The organism is Methanimicrococcus blatticola, from assembly GCF_004363215.1.
Taxonomy (GTDB): domain Archaea; phylum Halobacteriota; class Methanosarcinia; order Methanosarcinales; family Methanosarcinaceae; genus Methanimicrococcus; species Methanimicrococcus blatticola.
In genome coordinates this window covers 132,288-147,770 of sequence record NZ_SNYS01000010.1, presented here as the reverse complement: position 1 = coordinate 147,770, position 15,483 = coordinate 132,288, and the positions used below count along the sequence as shown (strand labels likewise).

Here is a 15,483-nt window from a genome sequence, read left to right as displayed (position 1 = left end):
AGAAATACAAAAACAGACGGTTGATTCAAAAATGTCCGGCATCAATAAAATGGAAATCGAATATAAATTCGGCATCAAAGATGCTGAAACGTTTGACTTTTTAACGACCTTGGCGGTTGCGGGAGACTATCTAATCAAAGACAAATCTCACCCGCTGTTCACGGATATTTTTTATGACACGCCCGATTTGCTGCTTTTTTCGCTCGGCATTTACTTGAGAAAAAGATTGGAAACCGGAAGAGAAGATGCCGTTTGGACGCTGAAACAAGCAGATGCGTCAGAAGATGACGCTTGCCGGCGCAAAGAAATGATTCAATCTCTGCCGCTTGAGTCGACTGTTAAAGACATATCCGATCCTGCTTTTGAAAAGATGTTAACAGACATTCTCGGCGACGCCGTTCTTACCGAAATTTTAACGATGGAACAGGATCGTGTTTTTAAAACCGTTTATAAAAAAGGAACGGGAGAAGAAGACATTACTCTGAATCCTTCGGAAAACAGATTGGGCGATTTGTCGGTGGATTTGGTCAGTTTGAAGTTTTCGGAGCAGAAACACACTTTTACGGAACTTGAAATTGAATTGGCAAACGGAACGGAAAGTGAATTGCAGGAATTTATTGACACGATAAAAGCCCTCCCCGCCCTTCAAGAAAATATTGAAATCAGCCGTTTTTCGAAATTTGAACGCGGCTTGATATTATATTTCAATCGCGACAAAATTGAAGGAAATGTGATTTCCGGCATTGAAAAGAAATCTTATTTCACAAATGTTGACGAAGCTGAAGAAGAGGACAGCGTTTTGGAATATGACTCGACAAGCTCCGGCTTTTTGCTGCCGCGGGAAAAAGCAGCATTGTTTCAGATTTCGGAAAAAGAATTTACAGCCGACCCGACAGATTATTTCGGAAGCACCGGATTTTTAAATCAAAATGAAAAAACCGGCGATTTATTTTCACGCAGCGCGGCGATATTGTTGTCGCTTGACAGCGGCATGACGACAGCTTTCGCGGCACGGGCATTCAGTTTAACCGCGGTCGAAATCGAAGACATTCGAGCCGAATTCGATCAAAACCGCCTCGATATGTTTCCGTTCGTTTTTGAAACGGAGGAAAAAGAACTTTATTATTATCAAAAACCGATTGAAGACGGCAAAATTTGGTCTGCCGGCGAATTGGCAAGATATTACGGTTTAGATCCTGCACACGCGCAATTACGGGAAAAATGCGCCGGCAAATTGTTTGATGATGTTGCCCCCGCCCACGGTCTTTTTGAAAGTGACAAAATAATATTGAACGCGGCAGCGCAGCTTTCGGAAATCGGAAAAGGAATATCGGTTGAAAGAAATGTAAATATTGCTGCCGATATTATTTTGACGCATCCGATTGAAAAACTCGCGCTGAATGAAATCAAAACATTAGCGCTCACCTTAATTATAAAAGAAATTAAAAACCCGACGCCGGAAAAAATCAAAAAGGCGATTCGGGAAAAAGGATTCTTCGTGCCGCCCGTTTATCAAAAGAAAGCAATTATTTTGGCAGCCGTTTTAGAAATCCCGAAGAAAAAACTCGCGGAGATTGTATTTAATTATCCGATTAACGATGCTCCGAAAACGGATGAGCCCTGCGAACCGTTGAAATCGGAGTTAAAAATAGAAGCGACTGACATGATGGCCGTTGCCGCCGAGAAAATACTTTCCGCCCGCCTTTCGGAAGTCAAAAAGGCGGAGCCGGGCGTTCTGGCGGCAAAAGACATTGAAGATGTTCACGAAATGCGTGTCGCGCTTCGAAAAATGCGCTCGTCAAACTTGATTTTTAAAGATTTCTTAGACCCGGAATGGTTAACCGAAACGGAAGCGGGCATTAAGAAGACGCTTTCGGGACTCGGCGAATTGAGAGATTTGGATGTTCTTTTAGAAAAGACGGATGAGTGGCGGGAATCAGAAAAGATTGAACGAGAAAAAATGTCAGTCTTTTATGATTTTGTGACGGCGGACAGAAAAAAAGCGCATGTTGTCGCTGTTGAGTATTTGACGTCAAAAGAATATACGAAATTCATGGACGATTTGAAAGAAACATTTGATGACAGCACTTACCTCGGTATGCCGCGCATCAATAAGAAAGGAGATGTTGCGCCGGTTCGCATTTGCGACATTTTGCCGTCTATTTTGTACGAAAAGGCGGCGGACATAACCGCTTATCATGAATGGATGGACGGCGCGTACATTTATGTGGATAAATTACACCGTCTTCGCATTGCGGCAAAAAACTTCCGCTACACATTGGATTTCTTTAAAGAATGTTTGGGAGATGCTGCCGGTCAACTGATTAAAGAATTCAAAGAGCTGCAAGACATTCTCGGCGATTTCCATGACGCAGTGGTTGCCGCGGAAGTCATCGGCACTTATATTGAGCGAATTGAAAAAGAAAGCGAAAGCAAGAGAAACACTGACGAAACGAGAGTTGCAGAAATTGAAACAACGCTTGAGATGCTTGAAAAATATAAGAATTATCGGGAAGAAGAAATGGATATATTGCTTTCAGAGTTCCATTTGAAATGGGAAAAGATGGATCGTCGCTTCTTTAATGAAAGAATTTCAAAAATAATAGCGGACGCGAACTTTTAAAATGGATTTATCAAACGGATTTTTAAAATAAATATAGAATGGATTTTAAAATGAATATAGAATGTCTTAAATAGATGAAAATGCGGTGAAAAGAAATGGCCGGAAAATCAAAGAAATCGGAAAATAAATTGGTTGACAAAAAGAAAATCAAAGCAGTTAAAGCCGGAAAGAAGGATTTCAGAAAAATGATTCCTGCGCTGCCGAAAAATATTCAGGAGAAGATGAATTCGGAAAAGAACCCGGAAGCGGTCATGGCAAAAGCTTTGGAAAATTATTATAACGGATCAGGCCGCCGTCAAGAAAATGCGCTTCAAAAAGAAATTGACAATAATATTATTGAAATTCAGCGCCGCCACATTTCGGATTTAAAAGACCAGCTGGAAACGTCTAATAAAAATTACGGAGAATTAATGAAAACATATCAGGCGTATATGCTCCAAGTACAGCCGATGGTTGAAGCGGCGCAGCTTCAAAAAGCGTCGGAGTTAAAGCTGTCGAACGAAAGTGAAAAACAAACTGAAATGAAAACAGAAAACGAGATAAAACAGGAAGAGAAAGCAGGAGACGAGATAAAACAAAAAGAAAAAACAGAAACGGAAAAAGAAATAGAATCAAAATCCAAAAAATGGTATAAATTTTGGAAATAATTCTCCTTACCTTTTGCCTTTTTATTTCTTTTTTATTTTTTGTTTTTATTTTTCGTTTTTTCATTTCATTTTTTCATTCCATTTTTCATTCCATTTTTTCATTCCATTTTTCATTCCATTTTTTCATTCCATTTTTTCATTCCATTTTTTCATTCCGTTTTTTCGTTTCGTTTTTTCGTTTCATTTTTATTTTTCTTCCTAATTTTGCGGCTCCGGTTTTGAAATTTGCTGAATTATTTTGGAGCCGATTTGGTTAACGAACCAGACAAAAATCATAAAGAAGAATGAGACGACACAGCCGACGACCATGTAATAAACATATTCGGAGAGGACAAAGCTGCGCGACAGCATTTCCGGATAGCCCGGCGCGATTTGAAAACTGAAACTGTAAACCAAAAAAACAGCGAGCGGCATATAAGCGATGCTGCGATTGGTAACGGATTTTTGAAACAGGAATTTATACATAACCAATAAGACGATTGTCCCGGGAACAAGAAGAAGGAATGTTAAATTGAATTCTCTGACAAATTCCGGATCTTCCAAATGGCCGACAGAAATTGCCAATATCAGATAAATCAGAAGAAGGAGAGCTTCTGAAGTAATTCTGAGCTGAAAATTTTCACTTTTTTCCGCGGCGGAAAATTCTTTCAATAACAGAATAGAATTCAGAATGAGCGGATAGAAGAAAACAATTAAAAGCCAATATATGTGACCGACTTCCGGCCGGAAAGCTAACGGATTGGCAACCAAAATGGCACTGTTGTAAAAAAGGAAAGTATACATGCTGGAGACGGAAAACATGATCCCGTAGAACCAAACTTTCAATTTATAATCAAAAACAATTCGAAAATTGATGAAAAGAACAGTTCCGACTAAAATAATCAATATGAACGGCAGAATCATGCTGACAAACTGCCAAAATGTATAGATGAGAACCTCTTTGCCGTTTGGTATGGAAGAATAATTTACCAAAACGGGAAGGAAATAGAGAAGAGGAGTTGTAAATGCCACCAGACAAAAAATCAGGCATTCGATTGCCGCGTATTTTGTCTTTTTCGACTGTTTTTGAAAAGCCGAAATGGTTTTATGAAATATTTTTGGCATTTAAACCTCCTCCGTTGTAACTAATTCCGGAAAAAACAAGTGATATCAACCGGTAACACCCGGAAAATAAGGAAAAATATATCGCTCGCGGAACAGATGTTTTCAGTTTTTTTGTGTGTGTTTTTAATTTATGTCCGACTTTAAAATGGTGTGACAGATGGAGATCATATCGGAGAATATTTCGTACTGATTTCTTCATGTTGAGTTCTTTTTTCGTTTTTTATCGAAAGAAACAGATGAAAATCACCTGCTTCTTTCGTTTTAGGATTTTTGGCGTTCGTTTTTATTTTAGGGGTATGCCTTCTGAGCGTTTAAGAGGCTTACTTTTTGGTTTAATGGGCTTTAGTTTTTACACGTTTGTTTTTCGCTATTTCAATCAAATTCGAAAACCGATTGTGATTTGCGAATGTGAGAAAACTGCAGACCGTTTTTCAATCGGGATATACCCAATCGATGCAGCTTTCTCAATAGTAAAGTATAAATTGAGTATATTTAAAGTTATCTAAATAATTTGACTAATAATATATAGAACGTCAAGAAATAATATACCAAGCGATTTAAGAAAACGGAGTGAGAAGACGCTACCCCTTATATATAATACACAGAAAATAAATTTAATAAAATAATTACAAATAGAATAAATGAGATGACAAATAAAGGAAAAAGGAAAAACACAAGCATGAGACACATAGAATAGACGATATTGGATAGAATAGAATGAAAATAAAAACAGAAGGTAACTAAAGAAAGTAACAAAAAATGAAAGAGAACAAAAACGGAAGGTAATAAAAATGAGAGAGAACAAAAACGAAAGGTAACAAATAAAACAAAAAATAAAAAAGCAGATTAAATTCAGAGAATTTAATCCCATTGTTCCTGATTTTCTGTCATCCAAATTTGAGAGTCCAGCGGTGATTCCTTTTTCGGTCGAATGACTTTTTTGAATGAGCCGTCAGGGAGACCGACTCTGAGTTTGACATTGTCTTTTAAGTGTGTTTCTAAGATGACATCTTTGATTTTTCTTAAATAATCGGCATTGACGGGGAATAAAATTTCAACGCGCCTGTCTAAATTGCGCTGCATTAAATCGGCGCTGCCGAGATATAATTCTTCATCGCCGTTGTTGTAGAAATAATAGGCGCGAACGTGTTCCAGAAAACGGCCGACAATTGAAGTGACATGAATGTTGTCGCTGTATCCCGGAATTTGCGGACGGAGGCAGCAGATGCCGCGGACTTGAAGATCCACCTTAACACCTGCAACCGATGCTTTATACAATTCTGCAATGCATTCGGGATCGACAAGCGAATTCAGTTTGAAAAGAATGTACCCGTTGCCGTTTGTTTTATGATTTTCAACTTCGCGGCGGATTTTGGAAATCAATTCGGCCCGCATCGTGTTCGGCGCGACGAGAAGCTTTCTGTAGTTTAATTTGCGCGAGTAAGCGGTCAGCGAATTGAACAAATCGACCGCATCTTGACCGATATCGGGGTCGGCGGTGAAGTATTCAAAATCCGTGTAGATTCTGGCTGTTGTTGCGTTGTAATTGCCGGTACTCATATGAACATACGGAGTGATGCCGTCTTCTTCTTTGCGCAGAACCATGCAGACTTTCGCATGCGTTTTCAGATTCGGGACCCCGTAGACAACGTGAATATTCGCGTGCTCCAGCTCTTTGGCTTTGGCGACGTTGTTTTCTTCGTCAAAGCGGGCCTTGAGTTCGATTAAAACGGCAACTTGTTTTCCGTTATCAGCTGCGTCTTTTAAGTATTGGATAATTCTGGATTTCTTATCAACGCGGTAAAGCGTGATTTTGATGGCGATAACATCCGGATCAACGGACGCGGCCTGAACAAAATCGACAACGGTTTCAAAGCTGTCGTAAGGGCGATAAATCAAAACGTCTTTCGCTTTGATTTTTGAAAAGATATTGTTTTTCTTTGTGATTTTCAGATACTCTTTTTTCTTCGGCGAAAACGGTTCATATTTTAAATCCGCGCGATTGATGTCGCAAAGCTCTGAAATGGAAGACAACCCGACAGGAGATGCCAGTGCCTCAACTTGTGTGGAACGCAATTTTAAATTTTCCATTAAGATTTTCAAAACGTAATCAGACATGCCGTCATTGATTTCCATACGAAGCGGATTTCCGAAATATTTGGCACCTGATTTCTTTTCAATGGATTTCATTAAATTGAAGTCACCGTCGTCGTCCAGTCCCAAATCGCCGTCACGCGTAATTCTAAAAGCGTGTGCTTCTTGAATCACCTGACCCGGAAAAACCAGATCCAAATTAGCAATAATGACATCATCGACCCAAACAAAATTGAATTTACCGGATTTTCCGGCTGCCATATTGTCTTCGACTTTGCCTGATTTTAAGTCTTCTTTGGAGGGCACCTGAACCAAACGTCTCACGTTGGACGGGATTTTGATGCGGACAAAAATTCTTCCGTAAGCGGTATCGGAAAGGATGACTGCTAAATTAACGCTCTGATTTGCGATATACGGGAACGGATGACTGGAATCATAGGCCAGCGGCGTCAATTGCGGGAAGATATTTTTCTTGAAATATTTGCTGACGTATTCGATTTGAAAATCTTCCAATTCGGAATATTCTAAAATGTGAATGTTTTGAGCTTTCAGCTCCGGCATCAGAATATTACTCCAGCAATTTTCCATTCCCCCGAGCATGACCGGAAGTTCGGCGTAAATTTTCTGCATTTCCTGATAAATGTGATTTTCAGTTCCCGGGCTCATGCTGTCTTCTAAGATGCTTTTGTTGACAGTCGGAATGCGCACCATGTAGTATTCGTCTAAATTGCTTGCAAAAATCGAAAGGAATCGGACGCGTTCAAGGAGCGGATTGTTCCCATCCAACGCTTCTTCCATGACGCGGTCATTAAAATAAAGCCAGCTGAAATCGCGATCGATATAAAGGTCGGGATCAGAAGATGTTACAATATCTTCATATTCCGGAATATCAACAACATCTGTCGTTTTTTTTGCAGCGGGAGGAAGCGAATCCGAATTCATAATAAAACCATTTTTAACCATTAGATTTAACTATTAAACTATAACCATTAAATTAAATCACAGTTATTTTTATAAGCCCATTGTTATATAAAACGGTTGGCTTTTTCGAGCAGGAGCGTTCACAAAAAATGAATAATGTTGATCAACATTGTTGTTCAACCCTACTGTTCAACCCTGATGTTCAACCCTATTGTTCAACCCTATTGTTCAATATTATTTGGATACTGCTTGGATTACTTATTTATCATTGATTTCAAATTTATTTTTATGATCGGGATTTCAACGCTTGCTTATTCAAACAAATCTTTGACGTTTGCTTTATCCGAAATTGAAAAATCAGCGAAGCACGCGGAGATTTTTTCGGAAGGGATTCATAATGTCATTCATCCCGATGTCATCCATCCCGGTACTATTCGCCCCGATTCGGAAAACTCTTCAGAAATATTATCTTCATTTTCTCTTTCTTACTCGATTCATGCGCCGACGTTGGACATTAATTTGGCCGCCGTTCGTGAGAAAATTCGAAAAGCCGGCGTTGAGATCATCAATGAAAGCGCCGTTTTTTGCATGAACAACAATATTGAGATTTTGGTTGTTCATCCGGGCTATGCCGCTGATGTTCAAACGTTGCCTGCCGCATACAAATCATTTGAAAAATCAACGGCCGAGCTGGAAAAAATCAAAGAAGAAACAGGCGTTCGAATTTGCATTGAAAACATGCCGAATGCCGAAATTTATCTTTTCAAAACCCCGGAAGATGAGAAAAAAATCAATTTAAAATCAAAAAACCTTGAATTCATTTTAGACATCGGTCACGCGAACACCGCCGGCAATTTAAACGAATTTTTAGAAAAAGAAATCGCTCATTATCATATTCATGACAACGCCGGCGATGTTGACAATCATCTCGGTTTCGGAAACGGAACAATCGGATTTAACATCTTGGAACAGATTGTCAAAAAAGCGAAAAAAGACAAAGCCGTTTTAATCGCCGAAAATAAAACAGTCGAAGAAGCGTTGAAAACAGTAGAAATGCTGAAAAAAGCCGGCGCGGAATAAATCAAAATAAAGATTGAACCGAATTTATTGAATGATAACTTCAAATTTCGATTGAAATATACAATAAACCCAAAACAACCGCCCGCTAATTTTCGATTCTGAACGAAGCGAAGCTGAGTGAAGAATCGGAAATTAGCGGATTCGTACTCAGTCGATACAGCAAAAACGAATAACTGTTTTTCAAATCAATTCTATTTTCTCCGATATCTGGTTTTCTGTGCGTGTCCGCTTTGCCGTATGCATCTGCTTTGTTGTGTGCATCTGCTCATTCTTATCACACCCGTTCGCTTGCGCGAACGGTGGCACTGTTACCTTGCCGATTCCGTTTTGCATCGCTACCTTGCCGTTCGCGTTCGCTGCTGGCACCTACCGTTCATGTTCGCTGCTCATTACTGCCGTTGCCGCCCGCCGCGCGCAAACCCCACCACTTAAAAATAAAACAAACCCCTGCTGCCACTTAAAAAATAAACAAAAAAATACCACCGCTTAAAAAATAAACAAAAAAACACCACCACTTAAAAATAAACAAAACAGAAAAACGCCATCGTCTGAAAACAAACAAAAAAAAGACCGGCAATAAGAGAACTGAAAAAAGAATTAAAAAACTGCGATTTCATGAATTTTCAGAGCCATAGCTTTCGCTCAATGAAATAAACAAGCGGATTGAAATCGTTAAAAAAAAGGATGTTTGAAAAAGAGACAGCGGAATAATTCCGCTGCCGCCTTTTCAGGGGACCGATTTTTTAAAGCCGCGGGAGAAAAACAGTAATGAGTTCTCCTTAAGCTGATTCAATAATTATAATCTCAACTTGCGACACGACGCTTAATATTTGGAACGCTGGAGGGCCATAAGGTCTTCCATTGTGAGTTTTCCGCCGTCTTTGAACTTGTCGAAGATGTCTTGCGCATCTTTTTCCTGTTCTTCTTTGTCGACTTTGGTTTTTGCGTCTTTGTCCTTCTTCTTAGCCTTTCCGTTCTCTTTGTCGATGTCACGGATTTCTTTTTGGGCTTCGATGAAGACTTTGTGCTGTTCATCAGCAGCTTCCTGCGCGCGGATGAAGTTTTTATGCGCGACATCAGATTCCGCACGGATTTTGTCAGCTTCCTTGAAGGTGCCGATCATCTGTTCGTGGAATTCCTGTGCCTGAGAAGCGTAAACAGCCAATTGTGCATGATATTCGGATGCTTCGTCGCGGATAACCTGCGCTTCGTCCAAAACAGCTTTCAAGTCGCTGTTTTCTTCCAACTGCTTCTTCTTTTCATTGTATTCAAGCGTCAAATCTTTGATTTTGGTGACGAGTTCCTTTTCCTTTTTCGGGTTCATCGCAACGGTTTGCTGCTTGAATTCAAGTTCGTCAATTTGCTTGCGGATTTCTTTAATGGACGGACCGGCGAGGCCGCCTTCCTTTCTGAGTTCATCCGCCTTTGCGAAAAGATCGTTGGCTTTTGCGTTGGTTTCATCGCGGAGGGTCTTGTATTTGCTGACGTTGACGTTCACTTCGTCACGTTTCACTTTCAAGTCCTGTGCGACTGTAATCAATTCTTTTGTCTTGTTGTTTAATTCATTTCTTTCAGCAGCAAATTTGCTTGCTTCGGCATTTAACTGATTTCTCTTTTCTTTTGCCTCTTCAGAGATGTCTTTCAATTCTGCTTTTCGGATTTGCAGTTCATTCGTCATATTTTGGTCCCCCTTCCCGGAAAAACGTTCCCGGGCCGGTTTCTGTACGTTAAGCCAAGCGGCTTAAATTATGATTGTCCGAAATTCGGATTTCATAAATGTGAAATTATTTTGCAATTCGTTTTTAGTTTTCGGCGTTTGAGTTTGATTCAGACGGCGCGGACATTCCGGTCGGCGCGGTCACGGATTCCAAGATCGGAATCACGCTGCGTAAATCTTTTTTGGAAACAACCGCATGCGCTTTTTCCTGAACGCGCGGTTTTGCGTTAAACGCAATCGAAAACCCTGCTTTTTCAAACAGGCATATGTCATTGGCACCGTCGCCGACAACCAAACATTCCTCAAACGGAATGCCTGTTTTTTTAACCAGTTCGCCCAAAACGACTTCTTTCGCATTCGTGACCATTAAAGGTCCGGTTGCTTCACCGGTTAAATAACCGTCTTTGACAACCAAGTCGTTTGAATAAACGTAATCCAAACCCAACTGCTCTTTGACTTTGTCGGCCATGATACTGAAACCGCAGGTCAGCATCGCTGTTTTCCCGCCGTTTTCATGAATGTATTGAATCAGTTCGGCCGCGCCCGGCATCAATTGGATCTTGCCGGTTTCCGCAAGCGCTTTGTCGTAAGAAAGTCCTTTTAAAGAACTGACACGCATTTGAAAGGATTCCGTATAATCCATTTCACCGCTCATTGCCGCTTCCGTGATGCGTGAAACTTTTTCCTCAACGCCGGCCGCCTTTGCAAGTTCGTCAATCACTTCTGCATCAATCAGAGTGCTGTCCATGTCGAACACAAAGAGTTTAAATGTATTATTTTCCGGTTTTTTGTTGTAATGAGAAAAGTTCACAGAATCATAACCTGTCTGCTTTGTGGGATAGTATTGCCGCGCCAGAGAAATTGATTCATAATACAAAGTATCTCCGCGCTGTGCGGCGAACGGTTTGACCTGTTCGGACACTGTGCCGTCGCTTTTTGAAATATTAACAAAAACCGAAATTAATTGACACATCGAATCGCAATAGTTTTGATGAATGACAGGCATTGCTTTTAAACCTTGTGGATAAAACAAGAAATCATTTACAATGAGGAAAGAACGAAAAGAATAATATCATTCAAACGCTAAGATTGACTGATGACCGAAAAGTTGGGAAAATCAGGAAAGTTGGTAACCTTTGAAGGAATCGACGGATCGGGAAAAAGCACAATGCTCTCCCGCCTCCAAAAAGTCGATGAATCCGAGCCGCTCTCTTGCAGCGGATCTGTTTTTACGCGCGAGCCGACAAAAGAGACGCTCACGGGAAAAGCCGTATATGCGGCAATTGAAAATAATGTCGACCCCTTAGCCGAACTCTTTCTTTTCCTGGCAGACCATGCCGCACATTTGTCCGACACGGTTCTTCCGGCACTGGAGAACGGTAAGCTTGTCGTTTCCGACCGCTACTCTGACAGCCGATGCGCTTACCAAGGCGCGACGCTGAACGGAACCATCTCCGACGCCTTTAACTTTGTCTGCCGCCTGCACGAGCCGTGGACGAGAAAGCCTGACCTGACATTTCTTTTTGACATTCGCCCGGAAGTTTCCTGTGAACGCTGCAAAGACCGCGGCGCACAAACCAAATTCGAACGCGTCGATTTCTTAAAAGAAGTGACGGCAAATTTCAAGAAACTGGCAGAACGCGAGCCGGACCGATTTGTGATTTTGAACGCCGAAGCGGCACCGGAAGAGAATGAGAAAATCATTTTGGAAAAAATACGTGCGATTTTGAAATAATATTTCTTTACTTAACCTTTTTTTATAATTTCGTGTGTTGAAACGCAGTTTTGGAAAAATAATCGAAAAAAAGACATAACCGCCTCCAACGACGCGTTTCACGAACGAAGTGAGTGAAAGAAGGCGTTGGAGATTCGTACTCATTCGTTAAATAAAACCCTTAGATAGAACCTGATTTTACAAATTCAGACTTAAAGTATTATGTAGTTTCAATAACGGCGGAGAAGAATCCGCAAGTCTCAATTTTGCTCATTTCATTCGCAAAATCTCGTCTTGCGGTCGTTTGTGAACTTTTATTCAATTCAATAAACGAAACATCATTTTTTCTTTTTTTCAAACCCGAACGCCCGATAAAATCCAAAAATAAAAGAGATTTTTTATTTAAGGTTTAGACGGCGTTCGGTTTTACGAATATGACAAAAAAGATGTTTCGGATTATCCCAAAAATATTGAAAAACCAAAACAACCACCTCCAACGACGCGTTTCACGAGCGAAGCGAGTGAAAGAAGGAGTTGGAGATTCGTCCCATTCGTTGAATAAAACACATTAAACAGCAGTATTTATTCCAGACATATTCAGTCGGGATATTTGTTTTTGGCAGCGCAGTCGTATAATCCGCATTTTTCAATTTTTGCTCCCTTCGCTCACAAAAACCGAAAATTGCGGTCGTTCGCGAACTTTTCTTCAATTTAAAAAGATATAGAAATGAGAAAACGAAAATGAAGAAAAAAATTGAAAACAAAAAAAATGAAAACGAAAAATGAAGAATCAAAAAGGTGTGTTCTTCATTTTTTTGCTTTGGTTCATATAATAAAGCCAGCCGGCTGTAAAAACCAAAATGCAGATGATGCCGACAAGAGCGTACATGCTGTTGTTTAAAACGATCCCGGCAAAAAGAGTTGCTGTCATCAGAACTGCCAGAACGATTGTAAAAATTCCCATCGCGCGTGTCAGCTCTTTCAGATTATATTTCTCCTGCTCTTCTTTCGGAAGCGTATTGTATCCTGAAATTAAGAAAGCACCGCGGCCGCTGAAAAAATACAGCGCCATCGCAGCCAAAAAAACCGGAAAAAGAAAAGCGAGATAAGAAGTTTCAAACGCCATTGTGATCGCCGCGCTTATTCGTCATCTTCTTTACTGCTGCTTTTGCTGACAAAATTATCCAAATCATTTTCGTCGGCGAATCTGATGAGCGCTTCGCCCAAAACGCGGGTGTGTTTGGGGCTTAAGTTGAAGCGGGCTCTTTTTTTACCGGCGCGCTCTTTTGAAATTTCAACATATTCCTTGTCAAAGCGTTCGCTTCTTTCCAAAGAAATCGCCATATACCAGCCGCCGCCCATTTTAATTTCCGTATATGCGGTCGGTGTGTCATCATCGTCAATATCAGCGATGATTTCTTCCATATCGTCTTTTTTTGCCATATGAATAGTCTCCTGTCATGAATTAAAATAACACAAATAAATTTGAAATTACGAATGAAGTAATGAATAGGTTTACAGCCGTTTTTATTCTTTCGGTGTTCTGAAATCCCACCCGTTGGCTTCCCGAACCTTTTGAAGATAAATCGGGTCATAAAGCACATGCATCCCGCGTTTTTCCCGAAGCGCAGATTCTTTGCGCATCCGCTTCCATGCGGTTTTCATTGACACCTCATCCAGATTGCCGTAAGAAAACGGAATATACGGGTCGGGCTGCATTTCCCCTTCCGTCGTTACATGCAACCAACGGCGTCCTGCCATTGCGCCAAACATTTCTCCTTCGAAAATCGTGTTAGAGAAAATACGCGGCGTACCGTCATCAACCGCATTGACTTTGCGGTAAAAATCATTAATGACTTTGCGTTCGGCATCACTCATCCTGCGTTCGCCTTCAAGCGTTGGAACAGATTCCCAAATCGAAAACTCATGAACGCCGAGATCGCCTGCTAATTTCCATAAGCCTTCCATCTCACCGACTTTCGCGCCATCCAAATGCGTTGCCATCGTCACCATGAGTCCGGCTTCCAGGCCGAATTGAATGGCAGCAACCGCTTTATCATACGCGCCTGAAATACCGCGTTTTTGATCATGAACAGACGGATCGGTTGAATAAATGCTGACCAAAAGCGTCTGAAGACCGGCTTCTTTGAGTTGCTTCGCTTTTTCCAAATCAAAATCCAGCCCCCATGTATAAGCCATGACAACTGCTTTTGATTTATCAACATAACGAACATAATCAACAATATTTTCATTCAGCAGCGGGTCACCTTCCGTGAACGTAATGACAACGGCACCCATACCCAAAGCCTCATCAATCGCTTTTTCAATGAGCGGTGCGGACGGGTCGACTGAAAAATGCGGATTATCAAAATTAACATTTGCCGTGCGATTTTTTTTGGCATACCTTTCAGCGTTTGCATTGAATTTACGCGTCACTTCGATTGAAACCGTTTCAGGAACATATTTTCCAAAGCCGATACCGATTTCATCTTTCACGAGACGTTTGAAAACAGGGCTCGGAATCGGCGGAAGCCAGGAGGACGGATAGACGGCAGATTCTGTGACAAGGGCCGGCTTTTCATCTTTCAGATGCTTGTTGGCAACCGATAAAAAAGGACGCGCCGCGAATTTTAAAAAACCGCCGGCAGAAAGATTGATTTTGCCTTCATCGGTCCGAACCGCATTCACGGAAAGGCCGGGCATTTTAAAAACATTGACAGGCTGCTGCATTTCATCACACCCGCATAATAAATATAAAAAAATGAAGCCGTTTATAATAAACGGCTATAGGAAATCAGACTTTTTCGGCAAAAGCCAAATAACCGGAAATTTTCTTAATTTTAACGTTCAAAGTTTGGCCTTTAACGCCGCCCGGAACGAAAATCGTGAATTTATCAAACTTGGCAATGCCGTCGCCTTTTGAGCCGACCGCTTCGATGTTGATTTCATAAGTGTTGCCTTCTTCGAGTGTGGCAACGGCTTTGGTTGTCGTTGTCTGTCTTTTCTTGACAGGGCGGTGCGCACCGCAGGCAGCACACTGTAAAATCAAAACACGTTCGCGCTTGCCGAGCGTTGTATCCGGACGGTTGCATTCGGAACACATGACGTATTCGTCAACATAATTCTGAATGTTGGCATCCATTTGATCTCTTGTAAAGCGTCCCTGAAAAACAGCGCGACCGCCTTCAATTTTGCCGGCGGTACCCAGTTCGCGCGTGAGATATTTCATAACGTGGTCAGGGTCTCTTCTGAGAACACCGACAATATTTGAGAAATTATCTAAAACGGTTGTTTTACCTTCCGAGAAGAGTTTTGCTTCGGGAACAGTGAAACGCTCATCCGTCGTCTCTTCTTCAGGGAGCTGTTCAATCGCCCTGTTTAAAAGTTTTTCATAATCGTCCATAATTTTCCCTCTTTGTTTTTGATAATATGATAATATATGCTTTTTCAGAAGACCCAGATATTATAAAAGGTTTTACAACGCGCATATTTTAAACGCTTTTAAAAAAAAGCTGCCCGCTTTTTGAAATAAGAATAACAAATGCTGCAAATGAAAATAAAAATGAAAAAAGAAATCCGAAAG

The 15,483-nt window shown here is 40.9% G+C and carries 13 protein-coding genes; 5 read left to right on the top strand and 8 right to left on the bottom strand.

The window, feature by feature from the left end; all coding sequences use genetic code 11:
• Window positions 1-31: 31 nt before the first annotated feature.
• Window positions 32-2,623: a CYTH and CHAD domain-containing protein gene (locus C7391_RS07350; protein WP_133517906.1), complete on the top strand. Its 2,592-nt coding sequence runs from the start codon at window positions 32-34 to the stop codon at window positions 2,621-2,623.
• A gap of 95 nt (window positions 2,624-2,718) precedes the next feature.
• Complete coding sequence (locus C7391_RS07345) at window positions 2,719-3,270, top strand: hypothetical protein (protein WP_133517905.1); 552 nt, start codon at window positions 2,719-2,721, stop codon at window positions 3,268-3,270.
• A gap of 198 nt (window positions 3,271-3,468) precedes the next feature.
• Here the strand turns inward: C7391_RS07345 and C7391_RS07340 are convergent, their stop codons facing one another.
• Both C7391_RS07340 and ppk1 read right to left on the bottom strand, forming a co-directional pair.
• Complete coding sequence (locus tag C7391_RS07340; RefSeq protein ID WP_133517904.1) at window positions 3,469-4,374, bottom strand: hypothetical protein; 906 nt, start codon at window positions 4,372-4,374, stop codon at window positions 3,469-3,471.
• 861 nt (window positions 4,375-5,235) lie between these two features.
• A complete protein-coding gene (ppk1, locus tag C7391_RS07335) occupies window positions 5,236-7,410 on the bottom strand; it encodes a polyphosphate kinase 1 (protein WP_133517903.1) in 2,175 nt (724 codons plus the stop codon).
• 228 nt (window positions 7,411-7,638) lie between these two features.
• On the opposite strand from ppk1, the gene C7391_RS07330 reads away from it, so the two are divergent.
• Window positions 7,639-8,469 (top strand): sugar phosphate isomerase/epimerase family protein, encoded by an 831-nt coding sequence (locus tag C7391_RS07330; protein WP_166627450.1) that lies wholly within the window; start codon window positions 7,639-7,641, stop codon window positions 8,467-8,469.
• Window positions 8,470-8,690: 221 nt separating this feature from the next.
• Window positions 8,691-8,930 carry a hypothetical protein gene (locus C7391_RS07325; protein ID WP_133517901.1) on the top strand — a complete coding sequence of 80 codons (240 nt, stop codon included), beginning with the start codon at window positions 8,691-8,693 and terminating at the stop codon, window positions 8,928-8,930.
• 362 nt (window positions 8,931-9,292) lie between these two features.
• Here the strand turns inward: C7391_RS07325 and C7391_RS07320 are convergent, their stop codons facing one another.
• Complete coding sequence (locus tag C7391_RS07320; protein WP_133517900.1) at window positions 9,293-10,147, bottom strand: coiled-coil protein; 855 nt, start codon at window positions 10,145-10,147, stop codon at window positions 9,293-9,295.
• Window positions 10,148-10,271: 124 nt separating this feature from the next.
• Window positions 10,272-11,192 carry a phosphoserine phosphatase SerB gene (gene serB / locus C7391_RS07315; RefSeq protein ID WP_317852541.1) on the bottom strand — a complete coding sequence of 307 codons (921 nt, stop codon included), beginning with the start codon at window positions 11,190-11,192 and terminating at the stop codon, window positions 10,272-10,274.
• Between the two features lie 90 nt (window positions 11,193-11,282).
• Between serB and tmk the strand changes: the two genes are divergently transcribed.
• Complete coding sequence (tmk, locus tag C7391_RS07310) at window positions 11,283-11,921, top strand: dTMP kinase (RefSeq protein ID WP_133517899.1); 639 nt, start codon at window positions 11,283-11,285, stop codon at window positions 11,919-11,921.
• A gap of 769 nt (window positions 11,922-12,690) precedes the next feature.
• On the opposite strand, the gene C7391_RS07305 is transcribed toward tmk, so the two are convergent.
• From C7391_RS07305 to C7391_RS07290, 4 genes are all read right to left on the bottom strand, one after another.
• Complete coding sequence (locus tag C7391_RS07305) at window positions 12,691-13,026, bottom strand: DUF3784 domain-containing protein (protein WP_133517898.1); 336 nt, start codon at window positions 13,024-13,026, stop codon at window positions 12,691-12,693.
• Between the two features lie 14 nt (window positions 13,027-13,040).
• Window positions 13,041-13,343 carry a hypothetical protein gene (locus tag C7391_RS07300; protein WP_133517897.1) on the bottom strand — a complete coding sequence of 101 codons (303 nt, stop codon included), beginning with the start codon at window positions 13,341-13,343 and terminating at the stop codon, window positions 13,041-13,043.
• 84 nt (window positions 13,344-13,427) lie between these two features.
• Window positions 13,428-14,630: a radical SAM/SPASM domain-containing protein gene (locus C7391_RS07295; RefSeq protein ID WP_133517896.1), complete on the bottom strand. Its 1,203-nt coding sequence runs from the start codon at window positions 14,628-14,630 to the stop codon at window positions 13,428-13,430.
• A 64-nt stretch (window positions 14,631-14,694) separates the two neighbouring features.
• Entirely contained in the window at window positions 14,695-15,303 is a 609-nt protein-coding gene (locus C7391_RS07290; RefSeq protein ID WP_133517895.1) for a translation initiation factor IF-2 subunit beta, read from the bottom strand.
• Between the last annotated feature and the right edge of the window lie 180 nt (window positions 15,304-15,483).